Origin of the sequence: Haemophilus sputorum CCUG 13788 (assembly GCF_000238795.1) — a bacterium.
Lineage (GTDB): Bacteria > Pseudomonadota > Gammaproteobacteria > Enterobacterales > Pasteurellaceae > Haemophilus_A > Haemophilus_A sputorum.
Map to the genome: position 1 here is coordinate 14,166 of NZ_AFNK01000007.1, position 23,165 is coordinate 37,330.

18 protein-coding genes are annotated in these 23,165 nt (G+C 37.8%); 4 read left to right on the forward strand and 14 right to left on the reverse strand.

Going from position 1 to position 23,165, the window contains the following annotated elements; all coding sequences use genetic code 11:
• Nucleotides 1-5: 5 nt before the first annotated feature.
• From HSP_RS0102000 to uvrB, 3 genes are read right to left on the reverse strand one after another with little or no spacing between them, the layout of a single operon-like run.
• Nucleotides 6-665 carry a hypothetical protein gene (locus HSP_RS0102000; protein WP_007524390.1) on the reverse strand — a complete coding sequence of 220 codons (660 nt, stop codon included), beginning with the start codon at nucleotides 663-665 and terminating at the stop codon, nucleotides 6-8.
• 9 nt (nucleotides 666-674) lie between these two features.
• Entirely contained in the window at nucleotides 675-1,406 is a 732-nt protein-coding gene (locus HSP_RS0102005; RefSeq protein ID WP_231287863.1) for a PD-(D/E)XK nuclease family protein, read from the reverse strand.
• A 9-nt stretch (nucleotides 1,407-1,415) separates the two neighbouring features.
• On the reverse strand, nucleotides 1,416-3,452 hold the full coding sequence (gene uvrB / locus HSP_RS0102010; RefSeq protein WP_010128290.1) for an excinuclease ABC subunit UvrB: 2,037 nt from the start codon (nucleotides 3,450-3,452) through the stop codon (nucleotides 1,416-1,418).
• Between the two features lie 428 nt (nucleotides 3,453-3,880).
• On the opposite strand from uvrB, the gene asnS reads away from it, so the two are divergent.
• Nucleotides 3,881-5,284, forward strand: a complete 1,404-nt coding sequence (asnS, locus tag HSP_RS0102015; protein WP_010128291.1) for an asparagine--tRNA ligase — start codon at nucleotides 3,881-3,883, stop codon at nucleotides 5,282-5,284.
• A 111-nt stretch (nucleotides 5,285-5,395) separates the two neighbouring features.
• Here the strand turns inward: asnS and serC are convergent, their stop codons facing one another.
• The 4 genes from serC to HSP_RS0102035 form a co-directional block, all read right to left on the reverse strand.
• Entirely contained in the window at nucleotides 5,396-6,484 is a 1,089-nt protein-coding gene (serC, locus tag HSP_RS0102020) for a 3-phosphoserine/phosphohydroxythreonine transaminase (protein ID WP_010128292.1), read from the reverse strand.
• 129 nt (nucleotides 6,485-6,613) lie between these two features.
• Complete coding sequence (locus tag HSP_RS0102025; protein ID WP_007524419.1) at nucleotides 6,614-7,486, reverse strand: MurR/RpiR family transcriptional regulator; 873 nt, start codon at nucleotides 7,484-7,486, stop codon at nucleotides 6,614-6,616.
• Nucleotides 7,487-7,500: 14 nt separating this feature from the next.
• On the reverse strand, nucleotides 7,501-7,968 hold the full coding sequence (gene nanQ / locus HSP_RS0102030) for an N-acetylneuraminate anomerase (protein ID WP_010128293.1): 468 nt from the start codon (nucleotides 7,966-7,968) through the stop codon (nucleotides 7,501-7,503).
• Nucleotides 7,969-8,167: 199 nt separating this feature from the next.
• Nucleotides 8,168-9,232 carry a porin gene (locus HSP_RS0102035; RefSeq protein ID WP_010128294.1) on the reverse strand — a complete coding sequence of 355 codons (1,065 nt, stop codon included), beginning with the start codon at nucleotides 9,230-9,232 and terminating at the stop codon, nucleotides 8,168-8,170.
• Nucleotides 9,233-9,696: 464 nt separating this feature from the next.
• Between HSP_RS0102035 and priC the strand changes: the two genes are divergently transcribed.
• Complete coding sequence (gene priC / locus HSP_RS0102040) at nucleotides 9,697-10,209, forward strand: primosomal replication protein PriC (protein ID WP_010128295.1); 513 nt, start codon at nucleotides 9,697-9,699, stop codon at nucleotides 10,207-10,209.
• Nucleotides 10,210-10,243: 34 nt separating this feature from the next.
• Here priC and galU read toward each other — a convergent pair whose 3' ends face one another.
• From galU to HSP_RS0102065, 5 genes are all read right to left on the reverse strand, one after another.
• The gene (galU, locus tag HSP_RS0102045; protein ID WP_010128296.1) at nucleotides 10,244-11,131 is read right to left on the reverse strand and encodes a UTP--glucose-1-phosphate uridylyltransferase GalU; all 888 of its coding nucleotides are present in this window, start codon (nucleotides 11,129-11,131) and stop codon (nucleotides 10,244-10,246) included.
• A gap of 101 nt (nucleotides 11,132-11,232) precedes the next feature.
• A complete protein-coding gene (gene csrA / locus HSP_RS0102050) occupies nucleotides 11,233-11,421 on the reverse strand; it encodes a carbon storage regulator CsrA (RefSeq protein ID WP_010128298.1) in 189 nt (62 codons plus the stop codon).
• A 95-nt stretch (nucleotides 11,422-11,516) separates the two neighbouring features.
• Entirely contained in the window at nucleotides 11,517-14,141 is a 2,625-nt protein-coding gene (gene alaS, locus HSP_RS0102055; RefSeq protein WP_010128301.1) for an alanine--tRNA ligase, read from the reverse strand.
• A 217-nt stretch (nucleotides 14,142-14,358) separates the two neighbouring features.
• A complete protein-coding gene (locus HSP_RS0102060) occupies nucleotides 14,359-16,290 on the reverse strand; it encodes an LTA synthase family protein (protein ID WP_010128304.1) in 1,932 nt (643 codons plus the stop codon).
• 259 nt (nucleotides 16,291-16,549) lie between these two features.
• Nucleotides 16,550-16,975, reverse strand: coding sequence for a universal stress protein (locus HSP_RS0102065; protein WP_010128305.1), 426 nt, complete (start codon nucleotides 16,973-16,975; stop codon nucleotides 16,550-16,552).
• Between the two features lie 206 nt (nucleotides 16,976-17,181).
• Between HSP_RS0102065 and HSP_RS0102070 the strand changes: the two genes are divergently transcribed.
• A complete protein-coding gene (locus HSP_RS0102070; protein ID WP_010128306.1) occupies nucleotides 17,182-17,964 on the forward strand; it encodes an FNR family transcription factor in 783 nt (260 codons plus the stop codon).
• A gap of 68 nt (nucleotides 17,965-18,032) precedes the next feature.
• Here HSP_RS0102070 and topA read toward each other — a convergent pair whose 3' ends face one another.
• Nucleotides 18,033-20,639 carry a type I DNA topoisomerase gene (topA, locus tag HSP_RS0102075; RefSeq protein ID WP_010128307.1) on the reverse strand — a complete coding sequence of 869 codons (2,607 nt, stop codon included), beginning with the start codon at nucleotides 20,637-20,639 and terminating at the stop codon, nucleotides 18,033-18,035.
• Between the two features lie 151 nt (nucleotides 20,640-20,790).
• Here topA and HSP_RS0102080 point away from each other — a divergent pair, with 151 nt between their 5' ends.
• Nucleotides 20,791-21,687 (forward strand): LysR family transcriptional regulator, encoded by an 897-nt coding sequence (locus HSP_RS0102080; protein WP_010128308.1) that lies wholly within the window; start codon nucleotides 20,791-20,793, stop codon nucleotides 21,685-21,687.
• A 47-nt stretch (nucleotides 21,688-21,734) separates the two neighbouring features.
• Here the strand turns inward: HSP_RS0102080 and argA are convergent, their stop codons facing one another.
• Nucleotides 21,735-23,042, reverse strand: coding sequence for an amino-acid N-acetyltransferase (argA, locus tag HSP_RS0102085; protein WP_010128309.1), 1,308 nt, complete (start codon nucleotides 23,040-23,042; stop codon nucleotides 21,735-21,737).
• Nucleotides 23,043-23,165: the final 123 nt, after the last annotated feature.

A 23,165-nucleotide genomic window follows, 5' to 3' on the forward strand; every position in this document is an offset into this window, starting at 1 on the left:
AATCACTATTTTCCTATTATAATAAAACGTTCCTTTGCTGCTTCCACAATCTGTTCAAAAATAGAATGCGCTCTTTTGAATCTATTCAATGCATTTCGAATAGGTTGCATCGCATCGACTAAATTATCTGGGTAACATTCTATTACTTGTTTTGGTTCGAGTTTTTCATCTATTGGGAAATAGATATCGCCTTCTTTAGCATTAAGCTTAAATCCAAAAGAAATTAATTTTGTTTCATATTTTTTGTATTGTTCGCTAATAAAGTTTTTCCATTCTTTCTCACTACATTGGGTAAATTGCTTCTTATAACTATAGAAGCCTAATACCATACGTTCATTTTTATGTGAGAATAGTGGTGTTATCCACCAATACGTTCCTTTTTCTATTATTCCTTCATCACATTCAAATCCAAAATAATAATGAGCAAAGCAGTTTTTATAATCTGCATCATTATTGTTATTAGCAAGCCATTTAATTGGATAAAAAAGCACATCGCCATGTTGAAAAAAATCGAATCTCCCTTTAAACTCAGGAAACTCATCCTGAATTACTTCATCAATTTTATTAAATAACAATGCATTAAATTCATCCCTTATAAGTAATGAAGCTTCATCAAATATTTGAATATTTTCAATAATAATTCTAAAAGCGGCTTTTTTACTCATTTTTACTCCCTAAAATGTAAGAATATGTTGTATAAACTGCTCTGCTAACCAGATACCTTTATGTTGTGATACTTGCTGATTGGTTCTACGAGTATATTGAGTAAATGCAGTAGCAAGCCTTTTCCATGATAATCCAATAATATCTTGTCTGTTACGATAATTAATAGGCAATAAGCCATCACGCGTTAAATAAATTACTACAAAAGTCCGATTTCCAGCCTTAATTCTAGCATTGTCTAAATACCGTTCTAACTGTTTTTCACCCTCAATAGCATTAATTTTCACTTCAATAAATACTAATAGATTCTCAGCTTCAATTTCAATATCAACACGCTCACTTATTTCACCTAGCGGATGGCTTTCAGCTGTAGTACGGTATTGAGTTAAAGTTGGTAAAGATGATGATAAATGTATACTTTCAAATAATGCATTTAAAAAAGCTTTTCCCTGCCCATGATCTGCATACATATCTAAAAACCAACGTAATACTTTGCTGTTTCTTACTTCATTTTGTCCAATGTTCGCTATCTGCCAAACATTTATATATTTCCCTTCTGCTTTTTCTTGCTCAATCCCTGCTGTTATTTGTTGGTAATCAGTCAAAAATTGTTGAAGTTTTTTGGCATCAGGGATGTATTGAAATTTCTGCATATTTGATTCTACAGATAATTCAACATTTGCTTGCCAATCTGCACAGAAATTTGCAAGTTGTTGCGCAAAATTATTATTTATACCCATCATTTTCTACGTTTAAATTTCTAATAAACACATTTTCAAATTATGAATTTCATCTCTCACTGCAGCCGCTTTCTCAAACTCAAGATCTTTTGCAAAATCTCGCATTTGTTGTTCTAACTGTTTCATTTCTTTTTCTAACGCTTGACGAGATTTCGGTTTAGCATCATTTGCAAAACTATCTAATTTTTTGACCGCTTGTTTGCCACGTTTTGGTTTGTCCGTTTGACCAATATCGAGCAATTCACCTACTTTTTTATTCAATGCTTGCGGAACAATGCCTCGTTCTTCGTTGTATTTCATCTGTTTTTCACGACGACGTTCGGTTTCTTGAATCGCTTTTTGCATAGAATTTGTAATTCGGTCGCCATATAAAATCGCTTTACCATTGAGGTTACGCGCAGCACGCCCGATGGTTTGGATAAGTGAACGTTCGGAACGTAAAAAACCCTCTTTGTCTGCATCTAAAATTGCAACCAATGAAACTTCTGGCATATCTAACCCTTCACGTAATAAGTTGATGCCGACTAATACATCAAACATACCTTTACGTAAATCATGAATAATCTCAACGCGTTCAACCGTATCAATATCACTATGCAAATAACGCACTCGCACGCCATGTTCATCTAAATAATCGGTTAAATCTTCCGCCATTTTTTTCGTTAATGTCGTCACAAGCACACGTTCATCCACCGCAACGCGTTTATGAATTTCTGAAAGCAAATCATCCACTTGTGTCGCTACTGGGCGAACCTCAATAATCGGGTCAAGCAAACCGGTTGGACGCACGACTTGATCCACGACATCTCCATTGGATTTTTCTAACTCATAATTGCCTGGCGTGGCGGAAACATAAATCGTTTGGGGCGCTAGACGCTCAAACTCTTCAAATTTGAGTGGGCGGTTATCTAATGCGGAAGGTAAACGGAAGCCATATTGCACCAAATTTTCTTTTCGCGCGCGGTCTCCCCGATACATTCCACCAATTTGCGGAACAGTCACATGAGATTCATCAATAATTAACAAACCATCGCTAGGCATATAATCAAATAAAGTTGGAGGTGGTTCGCCCTCTTTTCGACCAGATAGATAGCGGGAGTAGTTTTCGATGCCTGAGCAATACCCTAACTCGTTCATCATTTCAATATCAAATTGTGTACGTTGCGCAATACGTTGTTCTTCAATCAACTTATTCTCTTTGATAAAATATTCACGACGAGTGACTAATTCAGCCTTAATTTCTTCAATTGCGGCAAGAATTCGTTCTCTTGGTGTCACATAGTGAGTTTTAGGATAAATCGTATAACGTGGAACTCGCCCTAAGCTATGACCTGTAAGTGGATCAAATAACGATAAGTTTTCAATTTCATCGTCAAATAATTCCACGCGTAATGCAACTTCATCGGATTCTGCGGGAAAAATATCAATCACTTCTCCGCGAACACGGAAGGTTGAACGCTGGAACGCTTGATCGTTTCGGGTGTATTGCAATTCGGCAAGCCGCGCTAAAATTTCACGTTGATTGATAATTGCACCTACTTGTAAATGCAGCATCATTTGCATATAAGCATCCACATCACCCAAACCATAAATGGCTGAAACGGAAGCAACAACAATGGTATCTCGGCGTTCTAGGAAAGATTTAGTGGCAGAAAGTCGCATCTGCTCAATTTGCTCATTGATAGAGGCGTCTTTTTCAATAAAAGTATCGCTGGCAGGCACATAGGCCTCTGGTTGATAATAATCATAATAAGAAACGAAATACTCTACTGCATTTTCTGGGAAAAAGGCTTTCATTTCCGCATAAAGTTGTGCAGCAAGCGTTTTATTCGGTGCCAGTAACATGGCTGGGCGGTTTAGTTTCGCAATTACATTCGCAATCGTAAACGTTTTTCCTGAGCCAGTCACACCTAATAAAGTTTGATGCGCTAAGCCATCTTTTAATCCTTCTGTTAATTTTGCAATCGCCGACGGTTGATCGCCAGAAGGTTTAAACGGGCTGTGTAAAATAAAAGGTTTCCCTTGTTTTAGGTCTTGAGTATTACGCATAAAAAATCCTATTTTGTCTTAATAAGATTTTATCACATTTAGCGGTTAGTGTATAAATTAACAGAATGGGAAGTAAGCCTTCTTATTGCACTGATAAGAAAATCTGAAACATAAAAAAAAGCCCGAATCCAATAATCAGAAACGGGCGGAGGTCTTACCTAAGGAAATGAAAAAAACTTTGCTGATAAATTCAGTCAGTTAGCGATATATCTGACTAAATTGCTTTCACAAAGTTCATCTTTTTTTATAAAAATTTTAAATTTTTTTATTGGTGCTACTCTTTTTGTTCAAAAAGGTGGGATATTTCCTGAAATGATTGCTCTGTTTTTGAGTTAGATGAGAAAAAAATCCCCCGCCATAGCTAGATTTCTAGTAGAATAGTGAGGATTTTATCTAAAATTCTAGAAAATATTATTTTGAGGTATTCAATGTCTAAATTTCCAACAGTTTCAGAAGTCCTCACCGGTAAAGTTGCGGTAGGCGAAACCGTTTCAATTCGTGGTTGGGTGCGTACCCGTCGCGATTCTAAAGCGGGATTATCTTTCTTAGCCGTTTATGACGGTTCTTGTTTTGATCCTATCCAAGCTATTATCAATAACGACTTACCAAATTATCAAGATGAAGTATTACGCTTAACAGCTGGCTGCTCTGTGGTTGTAACAGGTCAGATTGTAGAATCTCCGGCAGAAGGTCAAGCAGTAGAATTACAAGCAACGCATGTTGAAGTGGTTGGTTGGGTTGAAGATCCTGATACTTATCCAATGGCAGCAAAACGCCACTCTATTGAGTATTTACGTGAAGTCGCACACCTTCGCCCGCGTACTAACTTAATCGGTGCAGTTGCACGTGTGCGTCACTGTTTAGCGCAAGCGATTCATCGTTTCTTCAATGAGCAAGGTTTCTATTGGGTTGCAACTCCGTTAATTACTGCATCTGATACTGAAGGTGCTGGAGAAATGTTCCGTGTTTCAACACTAGATTTAGAAAACCTACCACGTACTGAAGAAGGTAAAGTCGATTTCAGCCAAGATTTCTTTGGTAAAGAGTCATTCTTAACTGTATCTGGTCAATTAAACGGCGAAACCTATGCTTGTGCATTAAGCAAAGTTTATACATTCGGCCCAACTTTCCGTGCAGAAAACTCTAACACGACTCGTCACTTAGCTGAATTCTGGATGGTAGAACCTGAGTTTGCATTTGCAGATTTAGCGGACAATGCAAAATTAGCCGAAGATATGTTGAAATATGTATTTAAAGCAGTATTAGCGGAACGCCCTGATGATATGGCATTCTTTGCAAAACACATTGATAAAGATGTCATTACTCGTCTTGAAAACTTCATTGCATCGCCATTTGCGCAAGTTGATTACACTGATGCCATCGAGATTTTATTAAAATCAGGCAAAGAATTTGAATTCCCAGTTTCTTGGGGTATCGACCTTTCTTCTGAACATGAGCGTTTCTTAGCAGAAGAATACTTCAAATCGCCAGTGGTTGTGAAAAACTATCCGAAAGACATTAAAGCATTCTATATGCGTTTAAATGAAGACGGTAAAACAGTAGCTGCAATGGACGTTTTAGCACCAGGAATCGGTGAAATTATCGGTGGTTCACAACGTGAAGAACGTTTAGAAGTATTAGATAAACGTATGGTAGAAATGGGCTTAAACCCAGAAGATTATTGGTGGTATCGTGATCTTCGTAAATACGGTACTGTTCCGCACTCTGGCTTTGGTTTAGGCTTTGAACGTTTAATTGTGTATGTCACTGGCTTACAAAACATTCGTGAAGTGATTCCATTCCCTCGTGCACCGCGTAATGCGAACTTCTAATCTGTACAAGCGGTAAAAATTAAGGCGAACTTTTCAAAGTTCGCCTTTTTCATATCTGTTTATTATTTTGCAAATAAGCGATCAAATTTAACCGCTTGTTTACTCATGAAATTAACTGTTTTCTTTCGCAAATTTGTCCATAAATGCAATCAGTGCTTCAACACCTTCAATCGGCATTGCGTTATAAATAGAAGCGCGCATTCCGCCTAATACTTTATGCCCTTTTAATGCCTGTAAACCTGCTTGAGTTGCCTCTGCTACAAATTTCGCATTCAATTCATCGTTATTTGTCGTAAAAGTCACATTCATCACAGAACGGTTTGGCTTAGCAATGTAGTTATGATAGAAAGTGCTGCTGTCTAAATATTGATAAAGCAATTCTGCTTTTTTCAGATTACGCGCTTCCACGGTTTTTACGCCACCTTCTTTCAATAAGTGTTTAAACACTAGCGCACATAAATACCATGCAAAAGTTGGTGGTGTGTTAATCATTGAATCTGCATTGGCTTGCGTTTCATAATTCCAGATAGATGGCGTTGCTTGGCGAGCATGACCAATTAAATCTTCACGCACAATAACAATTGTGATACCCGCTGGCCCAAGATTTTTTTGTGCACCCGCATAAATCAGACCAAACTGACTAATATCAATCTCACCTGATAAAATGTTAGATGACATATCTGCCACCAATACTGCATTCCCTACATTTGGAATTTCTTTGATTTCTACACCAGAAATCGTTTCATTTGTACAGTAATGGACATAATCATACTGTTCTGCAATATCAGAAAAATCAGTTCTCACCACAGAAATCACACCGTTAGCATCTGTTTCTGTAATATTGATTTCATCAATCTCGCAGAAATTACGCGCTTCTTTTGCTGCTGTTGCAGACCAGTGACCGCTATTTAAATAGAGCGCTTTACCTTTCTTACCAATTAAATTCATTGGAATTGCCGCAAATTGTCCGCGTGCGCCGCCTTGCAAGAATAAAATCTTGTAGTTATCTGGAATGTGATAAAGCTCACGGAAATCTTTATCTGATTGTGCAGCTAGTTCTGAGAAATATTTACCACGGTGGCTCACTTCCATTACAGAAGTGCCTTGATTTTGCCAGTTTAATAATTCTGCTTGAGCTTGTTCTAATACCGCTTTAGGCATCATTGCAGGGCCTGCGCTGAAGTTATAAATTTGTGTCATGTGTTTGCCTCTATTGTTGAAATGAAAAAGGGCACCTACTAGAAATAGGTTTGTCCTAAAATTCTAATAGAATACCCTTGAATTGCAAGCTGCAAGCGGTCATTTTTATCGAATTTTTTGCAAAAGACCTTATTTGATCGGCAAACGATGATCTTGCAATACTTGCATTGTTTTTTGTTTAAACTCTAATGCACTACCTGGGTTAGCTTGAACAATCAACATATAAATCAAATCCAACACAAATAATTGGGTCATTCGTGTACCGAGAGAGTCCCCTTGAATATGCCCTTGGCGATTGCCATTGACTAACACATAATCAGACACATTAGTAATTGGCGAACGCATATTATGCGTTAAAGCGATGGTAATCGCGCCATTTTCTTTCGCTAGTTTTAACGATTTATACGTTTCTTCTGAATAACCAGTATGACTAATCCCGATTGCAACATCACCCTCTTTCATTAAAGAGGCTTGCATATACATAAAGTGATTGTTGGTAACAGCATCAATTGGATAACCAATTCGCATTAGTTTAAATTTAAAGTCTTCTGCAGTCAGCCCTGAAGACCCTACACCGAACAAAATAATGCGTTTTGCCATGCGAAGCGCTTGCGTAACTTTTTTCAACTCTTCGAAATCAAGCAAATTAAGTGTTTCAGTAATCACATTATTAAGGCTCGCTTGCAATTTAACTGCAATTTCTTTTGGCGTATCGCGTTCAGAAACATCTGTATCTAATAGAACGCGATTTGCTCTATCTTGGGTGGCAAGCTCAATAGCCAGATCTAATTTAAAATCTGTATAACCTTTAAATCCTAATGTGCGACAAAAACGAATAAAGGTCGCCTCCCCCACATCGAGTTGAGTTGCGACTTCAGATAATGAACATTGACTTAATAAATCCGGACGCGCCAAAATTGCGGTGGCAATTTTCTTTTCTGTTTTCGTTAAGCTACTATGCAATGCACCAATTTTGTCTAGAATTTTACCTTGTGTGGACATAACACACCTCCCGCTTATAGCGCCTCAACTGGTACTTTGACCACTAATTTTTTAATCGTTTGAGATTTGCCGTTAACGGTGTTGCCCGGTTTATGCGGTTCATAAGGAAGGAAAATAGCAAATTGATTTGGTTTTAAGATAACCTCATTTTTATCTTCAATGGCTGGTGTTAATTGGTAGTCATCTTCATCACGATATTCATCAAATTTGGCTAAATCCGGTTGTTGCAAGCCATATTCAATCATCTCTTCGCCTTCAATAACTAATTGAATATCAATAAATTTACGATGCATTTCTGCTTGTTTGCCTTCTGGCATTGAGGTTTCAAATGTCATAACATTCATTTGAATGTCATCTACTAATGGTTGCCAACCTAATGGCAAACTAGCAAGATCTAAAGCGGTTAATTTTTCACATAATTTTGCAAATACTGGCGGTAATGATTTCGCATAATCCGCTCGAGTAAGATCACCTAATAACATATTATTCTCCTTAACGAGCACTATTGCTCCTAAATTAAATTCTCTAAATGAAGATGCACTCCATTTTGCATAGCGTAGTGCTTTATCCTTGAAATAACAAGAGATAAATTAAAAAAATGAGAAGCAGATCAAATTTTTAACAAAGAAAAACCCCAGCATTATGCTGGGGTTGGTTCAATTTAGGATAATTGTTTAACAATTACCAGAATACACGCATACCTACGCCGATAGCTTTATCTTGAACTTTAGCTGTGTAGTTGTAGCCATTGCCTGTGTAATCGAATTTTTTAGCACGTACGTATTTACCTTCAACAAATGCAACAACTTCTTTGCTGAATTTGTAATCTACGCCTAATAAGAAACCGTGTGCAGTTGCTTTAGATGCGTGTTGTTCTTTAGCACGTTCGTATAAATAGTTACCATATACTTTAGAGGCTGGAACTACTTGATATGCAAAGCCTGGAGAAACATAGAATTTATTGATTTTCGCACCAGCTTTTTTCACGTGAGCATAACCGAAGTCACCAGTTAATTTGAAGTTATCAACTGTATAACCAAGAGATGCTAAGTAACCATCTTTGCGGTGTTTTACATCGTTTGAACCAGTTTCATAGTTAGTGTGACCATATGCAAAACGAGCATCAAAGTTATCTTGTGCGAATAATGCACCTACACCATATGCATTTTTAGTTGGAGCCGATAATGCAGCACCATTCTCTTTGTGTCCTTGACCAAAGTTGTAGTTTGCGCTAAGTTGTAAACCTTCAACACCTTTATAGTCATAACGTACTACACCAGTACCAGCAGTTTCAACATAAGCACCTTTTGGAATAAGACCATATTCGTAGTCATTCGCTTGGCTTAAATCATCAGCGATAGTTAATTGACGACCGAATGTTACTTCACCGTATTGTTTGCTACCTAAACCTACATAAGCACGTTTAGCGTATAAATCGCCGAATTGGTCACGAGATTCAGTTTTATCAAAACGGAACTCTAAACGACCTAATGCGTAGAAGTCTTCACCTAAGTTGTGTTTAACTTTCACACCAAAACGTGAACCCGCATTACGTAACGCTGAGCCTTTAGTTTTCTCAGATTTGTTAGTAGCAACAGTTGTTTCTTTCGTGTTAGCTTTTTCTAAGATTAAACGTAATGAACCATCAAAATCAACTTTAGTTTGATCTGTGTCTAATACGGTAACAGCTTGAGCTGAAGATGCTGCGAAAGCCGCAACTGATAATGCAACAAGAGTTTTTTTCATAACAATCACCTTTCCAAGTGTAGGTTTATATTTATACAACTACTCTTTTGAGAGCGTTAAGAGTAATTTCCAAAATTTTACATTTAGTTCCGTAAATTCGGGTAAATGTCTTTTGCGTGGAAATAATCGCAAAAAGACACCATGCTGTCAATAGGCAATGATGTAAATTTATTTATTAAAAAAACATAATAAAAACAATTAGTTATAAACTTATCATCAAAAATGGAGCATTTTCAACATTTAAAATGCATTTTTTCTTCACTTGGAAAGTTAACATAACTTATTGATTTATAATGACTTTACCTTAATCAACTTAAATTTACGCTTTTAAAAAATTATTTTGTGATGTAGTTCTCAATTTTAAAAAAAACTTGCTTTATAGTAGCTTCCATACACAAAAAAATACCATTTTATTTTCAAAAATTCCCTTTTATAATAGAAAAAACAACTTTATTCGTTAATTTATGCCTATTCACGCTCAAGATTTTTCCTCTTATTTAGCATTTTTTACACCATTTTTAAACCAAGAAGCGGTCGTTTTTGATGACTGTTTTACTAAAAAAACGCAACTCGTTTTGCATTTTGTTTATGAAATGCAAGAAACTATTACACAACTCACTCAACAAAAAGATACTGAACACGCTGAAGTTTATGCTGCACGATTATTACGCCAGTTCGATGCCCTAAAACGCGCAGTTGCCCATATTAAGCCTGAGAAACAAGCGCTATTCCAATCAAGTTATCAATTCCCGAAAAACATTCATAGCTTACCAGCACCCAAACGACTCAATGAGTATCGAAAAGCATTAAGAGCATTACATGAAAAAACAAGCTGGTTAATTGAACAGAATTTGAAAGCGACAGATGCTAGAGTTAAGCAACAATTTGAAAATAGTATTCAAGAAACAGAATACCGAAAACAGAAATGCATTGCTGCGATTGAAAAATTAGAAGAAGAATTAAGTTTTGTAAAATAAAAAGCCCCTAATGGGGCTTTTTAAATTCTTGGAATTAAAGTGTTTTAGCGAGCTTTTTAATATAATCTTTAAACTCTGCGCCAAATTTATTATGGCGTAAGCTATATTCTACGAATGCTTCCATATAACCTAACTTATCGCCACAGTCGAAATTGCGACCGGTCATATTAAATGCTTCTACGGTTTCTTGTTCAATCAGCATGTCAATTGCATCAGTTAATTGAATTTCATCGCCAACACCTACTGGAGTTTTCTCTAGCAAGTTCCAAATATTTTTCGAGAAAACATAACGTCCTACTACAGCCAAATTAGATGGTGCTTCTTCCACTGCTGGTTTTTCAACCATTTTAACAATCTTGGCTGAACCACCTACTGGAATTTCTTCACCTGAACAATCTGCCACGCCATAGCTACTCACGGTTTCCATTGGCACTGGTGCAACCATAATTTGGCTATATCCAGTTTCATTAAAACGCTTAATCATAGCAGCTAAGTTTTCAGTTTTTTGATTCGCTGTAAAATCTGCCAAGATAACGTCAGGTAATACAACAACAAATGGTGCATCACCCACTACTGCTCGTGAACAAAGTACTGCGTGACCTAAACCTTTTGCCTGACCTTGACGAACGTGCATTAACGTTACATCTTTTGGCACAATAGAACGTACTTCATCTAATAGCTGACGTTTAACGCGTTTTTCAAGCATGGTTTCGAGTTCAAATGAAGTATCAAAATGGTTCTCAATAGCATTCTTAGAAGAATGAGTGACAAGTACAATTTCTTTAATACCAGCTGCTACACATTCATTAACAATATATTGGATCAATGGCTTATCCGCAATGGTTAACATTTCTTTTGGAATTGCTTTCGTTGCTGGAAGCATTCTTGTACCTAAACCTGCAACAGGAATTACAGCTTTCATATTTTTTCCTTATACGAGACGTCCTTACCATATTTGGCAAAGGATTTGATGATTTACTTAACTTGCATAGACAAGCTTGTTTAGTATTTTAGTATCGCGCTCTATTCTTCAACAGAATTACTATCTTCCGCTGCTTTAATGCGTTCATAAATTTCTTGACGATGTACAGCAATTTCTTTTGGTGCATTCACACCTAATTTCACTTGATTCCCTCTTACGCTAAGAACCGTAATTTCCACATTATCCCCTATAATCAAACTTTCCCCAATTTTACGGGTTAAAATAAGCATAAAAACCTCCACAGGTCTATTTATATCTGCCTTGTGAAGGCTAAAATCACAAGGCAGTTGCCGTTAGAATCATTCTAGACGACAAGTTATAGTTATTAGATTTTTGCCTGAATCCATTCTTTTGCAAATGTAAGTGCATTAGATAAATGTTGCGGCTCAGAGCCACCCGCCATCGCCATATCTGGACGGCCACCACCTTTTCCACCTACATGCTGGGCCATTTCTCCTACTAATTCGCCAGCTTTGACCTTGTCAGTTAAATCTCTCGTTACCCCAACAATGAGGTTAACTTTATCATCAACTACGCTTCCGAACACAATAATGGCAGTTCCTAGTTGATTTTTCAAGTCATCAACCATTGTTCTTAATGCTTTGGCATCAACATTATCAATTTGTTGAACAACTACATTCACACCATTGATTTGCTCTGCTTGTTTTGCTAAATCTGCACCTGCTTGTGAAGCTTGTTTTGTTTTTAACTGCTCAAGTTCTTTTTCTGTACGTTTTGCTTTATCTTGAAGTTGTTGGATTTTCTCCACCAAACTTGCCACATCAGTTTTTAACACTTCCGCACTATTTTGTGCAATTTGTTGAAGATTATGCAACCATGCTAATGCATTTTCACCGGTAACAGCTTCAACACGGCGTACGCCAGCAGCAACTGCACCTTCAGAAGTGATTTTAAATAAACCAATATCTCCAGTTTGGTTGACATGCGTTCCGCCACAAAGTTCAATTGAGAAGTCTGACATATCTACAACACGTACGACATCCCCATATTTCTCACCGAATAACGCCATTGCCCCTTTTGCTTTTGCAGATTCAATATCCATTTGCTCAATCAAAACTTGAATATTTTCTCTTACTTTACGGTTAACAATACGCTCAATTTCTGCCAGTTGCGCTTTGTTGATAGCCTCTGGTTGTGAGAAGTCAAAACGCAATACCTGCTCGTTCACTAAAGAGCCTTTTTGTGCAACATGGTTACCTAACACTTCACGTAGCGCTGAATGTAATAAATGCGTTGCTGAGTGATTTAAAGTAATAGCGTGACGACGTTGTGCTTCAACTTCAGCCTTAACTTTATCGCCTACTTTTAAACTACCAGAAGTTAATTGACCAATATGACCAAAAACTTGTCCATATTTTTGTGTGTCATTAACTTGGAAATTGCAAATTTCTGAAGAAATTAAACCGCTATCACCGACTTGACCACCAGATTCACCATAGAATGCAGTTTGATCTAAAATCACTACCGCATTTTCGCCAGATTTAATTTCATTAACAGACTCACCATTGCTGAATAATGCGACTACGGTTGCATCGGTATTTAATGTCTCATAACCTTTAAATTGCGTTTGACCCTCAACTTTAATTACATTGTTGTAGTCCATGCCAAAGTTGCTGCTAGCTTTTGCACGCTCACGTTGTGCTTGCATTTCTGCTTCAAAACCTTTCTCATCAATCGCAATATTACGCTCACGACAAACGTCCGCCGTCAGGTCTAATGGGAAACCGTAAGTATCATAAAGTTTAAATGCAACTTCACCAGATAACTGATTATTAGCTACTTTTGCTAATTCGTCTTCTAATAATGCCAATCCACGCTCAAGCGTACGTGCAAACTGCTCTTCTTCTGCTTTAAGCGTTTTTTGAATATGGTCTTGTTTTTGTGAAATGATTTCACCTGCATGCCCCATAACTTTAGCTAAAGTTGGAACTAACTCATAGAAGAATGCACCTTTTGCACCTAAAATATTGCCATGGCGCACTGCACGACGAATAATACGACGTAATACATAGCCACGACCTTCATTTGATGGAACAACGCCGTCTGCAATTAAATAAGCGCAAGAACGGATGTGGTCTGCAATTACGCGTAATGATTTATTGTTTAAATCTGTTACGTTTAATAATTCTGCAATCGTTTTGATCAGTGTTTGGAAAATATCAATCTCATAGTTTGAGTTAACATGCTGCAATACAGCAGTCATACGCTCCAATCCCATACCAGTATCTACTGATGGTTTTGGTAATTTTTCCATCGTACCGTCTGCATGACGGTTAAATTGCATAAATACGATATTCCAAACTTCAATGAAACGGTCACCATCTTCTTCTGGGGAACCTGGTAATCCACCCCAAATATGATCGCCATGATCATAGAAGATCTCTGTACAAGGGCCACAAGGACCGGTATCGCCCATTGCCCAGAAGTTATCTGAAGCATATGGTGCACCTTTGTTATCACCGATACGAATAATATGTTCTGCTGGCACGCCTACTTCATCATGCCAAATGTTATAAGCTTCATCGTCAGTTTCATAAACGGTTACATAAAGTTTTTCTTTTGGTAAACCTAACCATTGAGGAGATGTTAAATATTCCCAACCAAATTTAATAGCATCTTGTTTGAAATAATCACCAAAACTGAAATTCCCCATCATTTCAAAGAAAGTATGATGGCGCGCGGTATATCCTACGTTTTCTAAATCATTATGTTTACCACCGGCGCGCACACAACGCTGCGCAGTAGTTGCGCGGGTATAAGGACGTTTTTCATTACCTAAAAATACATCTTTAAATTGGTTCATCCCTGCATTAGTAAATAACAAGGTAGGATCATTTTCAGGCACTAGAGAACTACTTTCTACAACGGTATGCCCTTTACTATGGAAAAAATCTAAAAAAGATTGTCTGATTTCTGATGTTGTTTTCATTTAAATCATCTCTTAAAAAATCGTTATTTGAATATCTAAGATTTACCCGCGCATGATTTCGGCAGGCAATAATCCTCTTCTCATTTTACACGTATTTCATATAGATTGCTAAATAGAATTGCGCCTATTTTTGTCTCTTATTAAAATTTGTTAAATATAAATAAAAAACGACCGCTTGTATTGTCACAAAACGGTCGTTTTCGCTTAAATTTTCTGGCTATTTTTCATTGCCAGATTGATATAGGCGACCTTTGTAGAGGTAACTTCCTAATAATGCATGCGCTAAGGCTTCTTTTTTCATAGTTTCTGGCACAGCTTTTTCTGTTAAGGTCTCTGTCGCTTTATCATAATAGTAACCTTTGGCTTCTACTTTTGGCGCTTGAATGACTACATCATGATTACCTTTCATCATTGCTTGAACTTGATCAAACTGCATGAAAGCCCGATCCGGATTCACATTTTGGGTCAAGTCGAATCCAATCATCGGATAATTTCCACTAACTCCTGCAACGGAAAGTAATGTTGTCGGCATATCAATTTGGCTCACTAATCGATCATCTCGGCGTGGTTGAATGCCTTCACCTAAAATCAGTGCTGGAATATGGAAATGTTTAATCGGCATTAACGATGCCCCCGCAACACGCGAGTCATGGTCTGCGATTACTAAGAAAATGGTATCTTTCCAATAGTTTGAGGCTTTAGCTAGTTTAAAGAAATGCCCAATCGCATAGTCAGCATACTTTGAGCTGTTATTTCGCGTTTGTTTAGGTTGTTCATAAAGCTCAATTTTGCCATCTGGGAACTCAAATGGATCATGATTGCTTGAGCTAAACACAAGGCTGAAAAACGGTTTTCCTTCTTTTTGTAACGCTGTAAATGTTTCATTTGCCTTATCGAATAAATCCTCATCACTGACGCCCCATGTTGCAGTAAATTTTGGATTTTTATAATCTTGCTGATCGACAATAGTTTTGAATCCATTACCATAGAAGAACGTTGCCATATTATCAAAATGCTTTTCGCCTCCATAAATAAATGAGGTGTTATAACCTTGTTGGCTTAACAAATCAGCAATAGTGAAAAAGCCATTTTGTGCATTATTTAATTTCACCACAGCACGGGCTGGTGTTGGTGTAAACCCAGCGGTTACGGCTTCAATCCCACGCACAGAACGTGTGCCTGTTGCGTATAAATTTTCAAATAACCAACCTTCTTTAGCCAATTTATCAAACTCCGGAGAAAGTGGCTTTCCGCCTAATGTCCCAATAAATTGAGCACCTAAACTTTCTTCCAAAATAATCACGATATTCTTTGGCTTACCTTGATAAGTCGCTTGGTTTTTTGTCAAAGTCGGGAATTTATCAGAAATATAATCACTGTCTGGGCGTCCGCGACTTTGTTTGACAATACGTAGCATTTCATCAGTATCCATTTTGCCATACATTTCGGAAGATTTATCTTCATCTTTGAATTGCTGTGCCGCATAAATAACAGAATAGCCTGAATTTAATACTAATGAATTCACTAATGCATCAGAAGAAAAAGCGACCATTGCAGGGTTAATGCCACGGTGTTGGAAACTAGAACGTGCTCCAATAAAACTTACGGCAATGATTAGCAATGCTACAACAGGGCGTAATGTCCAACGCATAACCGCTAAATTTTTGACTGCATAGGCCGAAAGTTTCCAATAGAACATCGTTGCGATTAAAGTAATCACTGAACTAACGACTACTGCGGTCAAATGTCCCTCTACTAACATAGAGAAGACTTCTTGAGGATAAATTAAGTACTCAATAAATAAGCGATTTGGACGGAAATCGTAGGTTTCAATAAACGCAGGTGTAGCCAACTCCATAAACAGAATAAACACACTGCCTAATGTTAGCCATACACGTAGCACTTTTAACCATAATTTGTTGTTATGCAAAAATACGGTTAATAATGCTGGCACACCGAATAAATAACAAAGTGCAACAATATCAATACGTAGCCCTTGTAAGAATAATTGCCCCCATGCATCTACTGCAGAAACACGTTCTGATTGCCATAATGCCAATCCTAAACGGGAAAGCGTAAAGACAATGAGATTTACCAATACAAAAAAGAATATGGGAAAGAGTGAAGATCGTTTTTTCATAATAGTCATATATTTGAAATGATTTGATTGCTTCCACGCAATAACAGAATGGAAAGCTCCTTTTATTTTGTTGTGAAATGGTTATGTGACACAAAACAAATTTTTCGACAGGCTTTAGCTTCGTTTGGTTTCACATTTTACCAACCTCCAGATAACAAAATTTGGTGGAGTATCAAGCCAAAAAAGCATGTCGTCAAGAATTAAAATCAGAAAAACTAAGGGCGAAGCATTTACAGCTTCGCCCTTTAGGAATTTCTATCGTAATTTATTACTCATCATCAAGTGGTACAACCAACATATCCACTTTCACGCTATTCATTAATTGACGGGTTGAAGACATAAATTTGCTCCAAAAGTCTTGGTGATGCCCCGTAATTAATAAATCAACATCATGTTTATCTACTGCTTCTTCTAGCACTTGGCTGAAATCACCTGTACCATTCAGTTTTTCTGTTACAGGATAAGTAATTTGTCCTGCAAGATCATTTAACGCTTTGCTTGTTTCTGCAATTACACTGTCTTGAACCGAAGACATATTGATATCAATTAAACCGGTATAAAGATCAGAAAAATTCACATCAACGTGAATAAGAGAAAGTTTTGCGCCGAATTTTTCTGCAATATTTGCCCCTTTTCTAAGTAATACGAGGCTTTCTTCAGAAAGATCAACAGCAACTAAAACATGTTTATACATAAGAAGCTCCTTGCGTTTGCTTATTAAATTTTTAATTTATGAATAAATACTACCATTCTTTACTAGGGAAAAATGTGATTAACTTCTCATTTTTGAAAATTACTTTAAGCCCTTAATAAAATACTCAACCTACTTTTCTCAATACCTTTTTAGTGTTAAACTTTGCGATAAATCAAATTTATAAAACATTTCACGGACGTTTTTTTATGAAACTTGTTGCTGATTCCAAACATACCGGACGCTCTTGCACAATTCATTGCCAAAATTGTAGCATCAGTCAGCTTTGTTTACCATTCACACTTAACGAGCATGAATTAACTCAGCTTGATAACATCATTGAGCGAAAAAAACCGGTTCAAAAATCTCAAATCATCTTCAAATCTGGCGATGAATTACGTTCTATTTATGCGATTCGTTCTGGCACTATCAAAAGTTACACTTTAAGCGAAAGTGGCGAGGAACAAATTACCGCTTTCCATTTACCAGGTGATTTAGTTGGTTTCGATGCCATTATGAATATGCAACATGTTGGTTTTGCTCAAGCGCTTGAAACCTCTATGATCTGTGAAATTCCATTTGAAATTCTTGATGACTTGGCGGGTAAAATGCCGAAAATTCGCCATCAAATCATGCGCTTAATGAGTCATGAAATTAAAAGCGATCAAGAGATGATTTTATTATTATCAAAAATGAACGCTGAGGAGAAACTGGCCGCATTTTTATATAATCTTTCTCAACGTTATGCTGCACGTGGTTTTTCTGCAAGAGAATTCCGCTTAACGATGACACGTGGCGATATCGGTAACTATTTAGGTTTAACCATTGAAACCATCAGCCGCTTACTAGGGCGTTTCCAAAAAAGTGGCATGATTACCGTACAAGGTAAATATATTATGATCAATGATATGGAAATGTTAGAAGAATTATCTGGTGCAAAACGTCCACAAATCCCTATTATTGAGGTTTCTGAAGAAATAACAAGCGGTTAGTTTTTGAAACTTTTTTGCAAAAGCAAAAATAAAGGCGAACATGATGTTCGCCTTTTACTTATCTAATATTATTTCTTACGCTCTACCCATTGTCCATCTAGATAATCCATTATCCATTTCGTTTTCTTACCACCTTTTTCTGAGGTGATATATTGACGTTTTTCTTTACGGCTAAAGCTAATAATGGCTGGATTCCCTTCTGGATCAGTTAAAGGCGCATTGGCTAAATACTGCAATTTCTCCGGTAAACGTTCACGATATTGCGCTAATTCAGCCACTTTTGCTGGACGACTCTCACGTACTTTCGGGAAATTATGCGCGGACATAAATACCCCCACTGCACTATCTCTCAATACAAAATATGCATCAGCTTTTTCGCATTTTAGTTCTGGGAACGCAATTGGCTCTTCACGTGGTGGTGCAACCTCTCCATTTTTCAAGATTTTACGCGTGTTGTCGCAATGGGTACATGCCATGTATTTGCCGAATCGACCTAATTTCAAATGCATGTCTTCACCACATTTATCACATTCAACAACAGGGCCATCATAGCCTTTGATCTTAAATGAGCCTTGCTCTAACAAATAGCCATCACAATTTGGATTGTTACCGCAAATATGCAATTTACGGTGCGCATCAATCATATAACTATCCATTGCCGAATCACATTTCGGGCAACGTTTTCTGGCCATGAGCGCTTTGGTTTCAGTCTCATCATCCAATACGTTTAATAATTCCGCCTCAGGAATCAGATTCATGGTTTCTTTACAACGTTCTTTCGGAGGTAAAGCATAACCAGTGCAACCTAAAAATACGCCGGTAGAAGCAGTACGAATAGCCATTTGGCGACCACAATGAGTACAAGCTACATCAATCGGCACTAAACTATTTGGGCGCATACCGCCTTCAATCTCATCAAGCTCTGCTTGCGTTAACTGTTCAGAAAAATCTTTAAAGAAACGGTTTAACGCCGCTTTCCAGTTTTCTTGACCTTCAGCGATTTTATCCAGCGTTTTTTCCATGTTCGCGGTAAAATCATAGTTCATTAAATCACTAAAAGATTCATCTAGACGGTCGGTAACAATTTCCCCCATTTTTTCTGCATAAAATCGACGGTTTTCTACACGAACATAACCTCGTTCTTGAATGGTAGAAATAATTGCTGCATACGTTGAAGGACGTCCAATACCACGTTTTTCTAGCTCTTTAACTAAAGCAGCTTCACTAAAGCGTGCAGGCGGTTTGGTAAAGTGCTGGCTTGGTAACACTGTATCTAGCGTTAAAGTTTGGCCTAATTCCACTGCTGGCAATTCTTGGTCTTCAGCTGTTTTGCCTTGAATTGGTAGTACTTTCGTCCAACCATCGAAACGTAAAACACGCCCTTTCGCTTTCAATTCATAATCACCTGCTTGAACACTCAAACTGGTTGAATCGTATTGTGCAGGTGGCATTTGACAAGCCAAGAAACGGCGCCAAATTAAATCATAAAGGCGTTCAGCATCTTTATCCATTCCTTTTAAATCATGCATGGTGTTGCGAACATCAGAAGGACGAATGGCTTCATGCGCTTCTTGTGCGTTTTCTTTGCTGGAATAGAAATTTGGTTTTGCCGGCAAGTATTCGCTACCAAACTGGCTTTCAATATAGCTGCGCGCCATATTTAAAGCATCTTGGCTTAAATTGGTTGAGTCGGTACGCATATAAGTAATATAACCCGCCTCATACAAACGTTGCGCCAACATCATTGTTTTTTTCACACCAAAACCTAAACGGGTGCTAGCGGTTTGTTGTAACGTAGAAGTAATAAATGGCGGACTCGCTTTGGATGCGGTTGGTTTTTTCTCAACTTCTGAGACAACAAATGCAGATTGCTGTAAATTTTCGACCGCTTGCATGGCTTGCGTTTCGTTTTTCGCTTGCCATTTTTTGCCTTTAAAGCTAACTAACTCTAACGGTAAGGGTTTACGTTGTGCAAAAGTATTAGCAACAATTTCCCAATATTCTTGAGGTTGGAATGCTTTAATTTCACGCTCACGCTCAACTAATAATTTAACTGCCACAGATTGCACGCGACCAGCGGATAAACCACGAGCAATTTTCTTCCATAATAATGGTGAAACCATAAAGCCCACTACGCGGTCTAGAAAACGGCGGGTTTGCTGTGCATTGACGCGATCCATATTGAGATTATCTGGATGCTCAAACGCTTTTTGAATCGCATTTTTGGTGATTTCATTAAATACTACACGGCTAAAACGTTGTTCATCACCCCCAATAACTTCGCGTAAATGCCAAGCAATCGCTTCCCCTTCTCTATCCAAGTCGGTTGCTAAATAGATATGGTCTGCTTTTTTTGCTAATGATTTGAGTTCTGCGACGACTTTTGCCTTATCTGGCATAATCTGATAGTTCGCTTTCCAATCATGATAAGGGTCAATGCCCATACGCTTAACCAATGCGCTACGATCTTTTTCTGCCTTTACCTTAGCTTTTTCTTCGGCACTCATGCCTTTTGTCGAGATCGGCTTAGCTCGTTCTTTCTTTTCGTCAGAACCGCTTTTAGGTAAATCACGAATATGGCCAACGCTAGATTTCACAACATAATCGCTACCTAAATATTTATTGATGGTTTTCGCTTTTGCAGGCGATTCCACAATCACTAATGATTTTCCCATAGCAATCTACCTAACCTGAAATTAACTCAATATGAATAAAAATAAATATTTGCGCAAAATTATTCCTTTTGGGTTGATTTTTTTACGCGCTATTTTTACGATAACAAGGCTAAACAGAAATTACAACAGAATAAAGCAGAAAAAGAAGAGAATGGACAAACTAAACGCAATTAACCTTTTTTGTAAGGTGATCGAAACCCAAAGTTTTACCCAAGCAGCAAAACAAATGAACATTTCGCTCGCGATGGCCAGTAAATTAGTTTCTCAGCTAGAAGAGTTCTTAAATGTTCGCCTATTACATCGCACAACCCGAAAAATCACCCCAACTGAAGCGGGAATGCTCTACTATCAGCGCTGTGTGCCAATTATCAATGATTTAAAAGACGCAGAAGACAGCATAAGCGATATTGCCAGTTCACTACAAGGGTCAATATCTATTTCTCTTCCGATGGATTTTGGTACGCGTTTTATTGCACCGCATTTGAATCAATTTTTAGAACAGTATCCTAACGTAACATTAAATTTAGAGTTTAGCGATCGTCGTGTAGATGTAGTGGCTGAAGGATATGATTTAGTTTTAAGAATTGGACGCTTAGAAGACAGTTCATTATTTGTCAAAAAAATTGGCGCATCCGATAACATTATTGTCGCCTCACCTACTTATTTAGCTAAATTTGGCACCCCAGCCCACCCAAGCGAATTAGCTAATCATCAATGTTTGGTTTACCACACGCATCGTGCTTGGAAATTCAATATCGGTGATGAACAAGTGATTTTCCAACCTCAAGCACGCGTTCAAAGCAATAATGGTTCTGCATTAGTTGCCATGGCAAAGTCGGGACAAGGCATTATCAACTCGCCAAAATTCTTGTTAAAAGATGAATTACAATCTGGAGCGCTAGTACCTATTTTAACAGAGGCGCATCAAGCTCAATTTGATATTAGCCTACTTTATCCGCATCGCCGTTTTTTATCGCCTAAAGTAAAAGTGTTTATGGCGTTTCTTGCTCAATTACTAGAAGAACAAAAAACGTATTTAGTGCGTTAACTTTTGCAAACAAGCAGTCAAATATGACCGCTTGTAGCGCGATAAGTTTATAGGTTTAAAATCAGCACTTTAGACATACGCTGATAGTTGTAATTCTCCCGCTTATAAGCAGGTAAATCATCTGGAGAGGCAAGCTCAAACCCTCGCTCTTGAAACCATTGGGTTGTTCGAGTCGTCAATACAAAGAGTTTTTCAATCCCTAATTTTTGCGCACGGCGCTTAATTGCCTCTAAAAGCACATCGCCACGGGATGAATCACGATAATCCGGATGCACAGCGACGCACGCCATTTCTGCCATTTTTTCCGCTGAAAAAACATTAAGCGCAGCACAAGCAATGACAATCCCATCACGCTCAATAATAGTATAGCGCCCTACTTCCATTTCCAGCTGCTCGCGCGAACGTTTCACTAAAATACCTTGCTCTTCCAGCGGGCGAATCAGCTCTAAAATGCCCGGAATATCATGCGAAGTCGCAATGCGAATATGCTCAGAGCTTTCAAGCGAAAATTGCGTGCCGATACCATCGCGTGAGAATAATTCTTGCAGCAATGAACCATCTTCAATGTAACTAATTAAATGCGCTCGTTTAATGTCTGCATTTAATACATCTACTGCGGCTTGTAAAAAACGTGCAGCGGAATGGTGATAACCGCCGTTGGTAATTAACTCATTTAAGTAACGTTTTGCTTCCCGTGGGTGAATATCGGTAATGGTTCCACCCTGTGCATTCAGTAATCCCTGCGTATCACAAAAACCAATCAGCTTGTCTGCTTTTAGTTTAATCGCAATTTGCGTGGCAATTTCTTCAAATGGTAAGTTGAACATTTCTCCAGTCACAGACGGTGCAATAGGGCTTATCACAACCACTGCATTTTGTGATAATTGATGTTCAATCGCTTCCACGTTAACGCGGCGAATTTTTCCACTCAAACCGTAATCTACGCCATCAATCACCCCAATAGGTTGCGCTAAAATTGCATTTCCACTAACCACATTTAACACTGGAGAATTCGGCTGCCGAAGTGAAAGGCGAGAAATAATGTCATAATGCAATCCCCCTACGGCTTGCTTAATCAGCGATAACGTTTGGGGATCTGTAACACGAATATGTTGGTGATAACGGCTTCCGATATGATGGGCTTGCAGTAGCTGTTCAATTTGATAACGCGCGCCAAATACAATGACAATCTTGATGCCTAAACTGTGCAGTAAACTGATATCGTTGGTAATATTGAAAAAATTAGGATGTGCCACCGCATTACCGTCTAACATGATCACAAAAGTTTTACCTCGGTGCATGTTGACATAAGGGGTTGACTGCCGAAACCATTGAACTAATTCTGTGTTACGCATAATTCACTCACTATTAAAAATAGAATCTGTTTTATATGTTTATTGCATAATTATGCAATTATTTTGCATTTAAAGTCAAATTAAGACATAAAAAAAGCTAAACTCTTATGAGTTTAGCTTTTA

Bases quoted from the DNA above. Each gene is read 5' to 3' on its own strand.
- galU (WP_010128296.1), bottom strand. From the start codon at position 11,131: ATGAAAGCTGTAATTCCTGTTGCAGGTTTAGGTACAAGAATGCTTCCA.
- uvrB (WP_010128290.1), bottom strand. From the start codon at position 3,452: ATGCGTAATACTCAAGACCTAAAACAAGGGAAACCTTTTATTTTACAC.
- HSP_RS0102060 (WP_010128304.1), bottom strand. From the start codon at position 16,290: ATGACTATTATGAAAAAACGATCTTCACTCTTTCCCATATTCTTTTTT.
- nanQ (WP_010128293.1), bottom strand. From the start codon at position 7,968: ATGTTATTAGGTGATCTTACTCGAGCGGATTATGCGAAATCATTACCG.
- HSP_RS0102080 (WP_010128308.1), top strand. From the start codon at position 20,791: ATGGACAAACTAAACGCAATTAACCTTTTTTGTAAGGTGATCGAAACC.
- csrA (WP_010128298.1), bottom strand. From the start codon at position 11,421: ATGCTTATTTTAACCCGTAAAATTGGGGAAAGTTTGATTATAGGGGAT.
- HSP_RS0102065 (WP_010128305.1), bottom strand. From the start codon at position 16,975: ATGTATAAACATGTTTTAGTTGCTGTTGATCTTTCTGAAGAAAGCCTC.
- topA (WP_010128307.1), bottom strand. From the start codon at position 20,639: ATGGGAAAATCATTAGTGATTGTGGAATCGCCTGCAAAAGCGAAAACC.
- HSP_RS0102005 (WP_231287863.1), bottom strand. From the start codon at position 1,406: ATGATGGGTATAAATAATAATTTTGCGCAACAACTTGCAAATTTCTGT.
- HSP_RS0102025 (WP_007524419.1), bottom strand. From the start codon at position 7,486: ATGTCCACACAAGGTAAAATTCTAGACAAAATTGGTGCATTGCATAGT.
- alaS (WP_010128301.1), bottom strand. From the start codon at position 14,141: ATGAAAACAACATCAGAAATCAGACAATCTTTTTTAGATTTTTTCCAT.
- HSP_RS0102035 (WP_010128294.1), bottom strand. From the start codon at position 9,232: ATGAAAAAAACTCTTGTTGCATTATCAGTTGCGGCTTTCGCAGCATCT.
- HSP_RS0102000 (WP_007524390.1), bottom strand. From the start codon at position 665: ATGAGTAAAAAAGCCGCTTTTAGAATTATTATTGAAAATATTCAAATA.
- serC (WP_010128292.1), bottom strand. From the start codon at position 6,484: ATGACACAAATTTATAACTTCAGCGCAGGCCCTGCAATGATGCCTAAA.
- argA (WP_010128309.1), bottom strand. From the start codon at position 23,042: ATGCGTAACACAGAATTAGTTCAATGGTTTCGGCAGTCAACCCCTTAT.
- HSP_RS0102070 (WP_010128306.1), top strand. From the start codon at position 17,182: ATGAAACTTGTTGCTGATTCCAAACATACCGGACGCTCTTGCACAATT.
- priC (WP_010128295.1), top strand. From the start codon at position 9,697: ATGCCTATTCACGCTCAAGATTTTTCCTCTTATTTAGCATTTTTTACA.
- asnS (WP_010128291.1), top strand. From the start codon at position 3,881: ATGTCTAAATTTCCAACAGTTTCAGAAGTCCTCACCGGTAAAGTTGCG.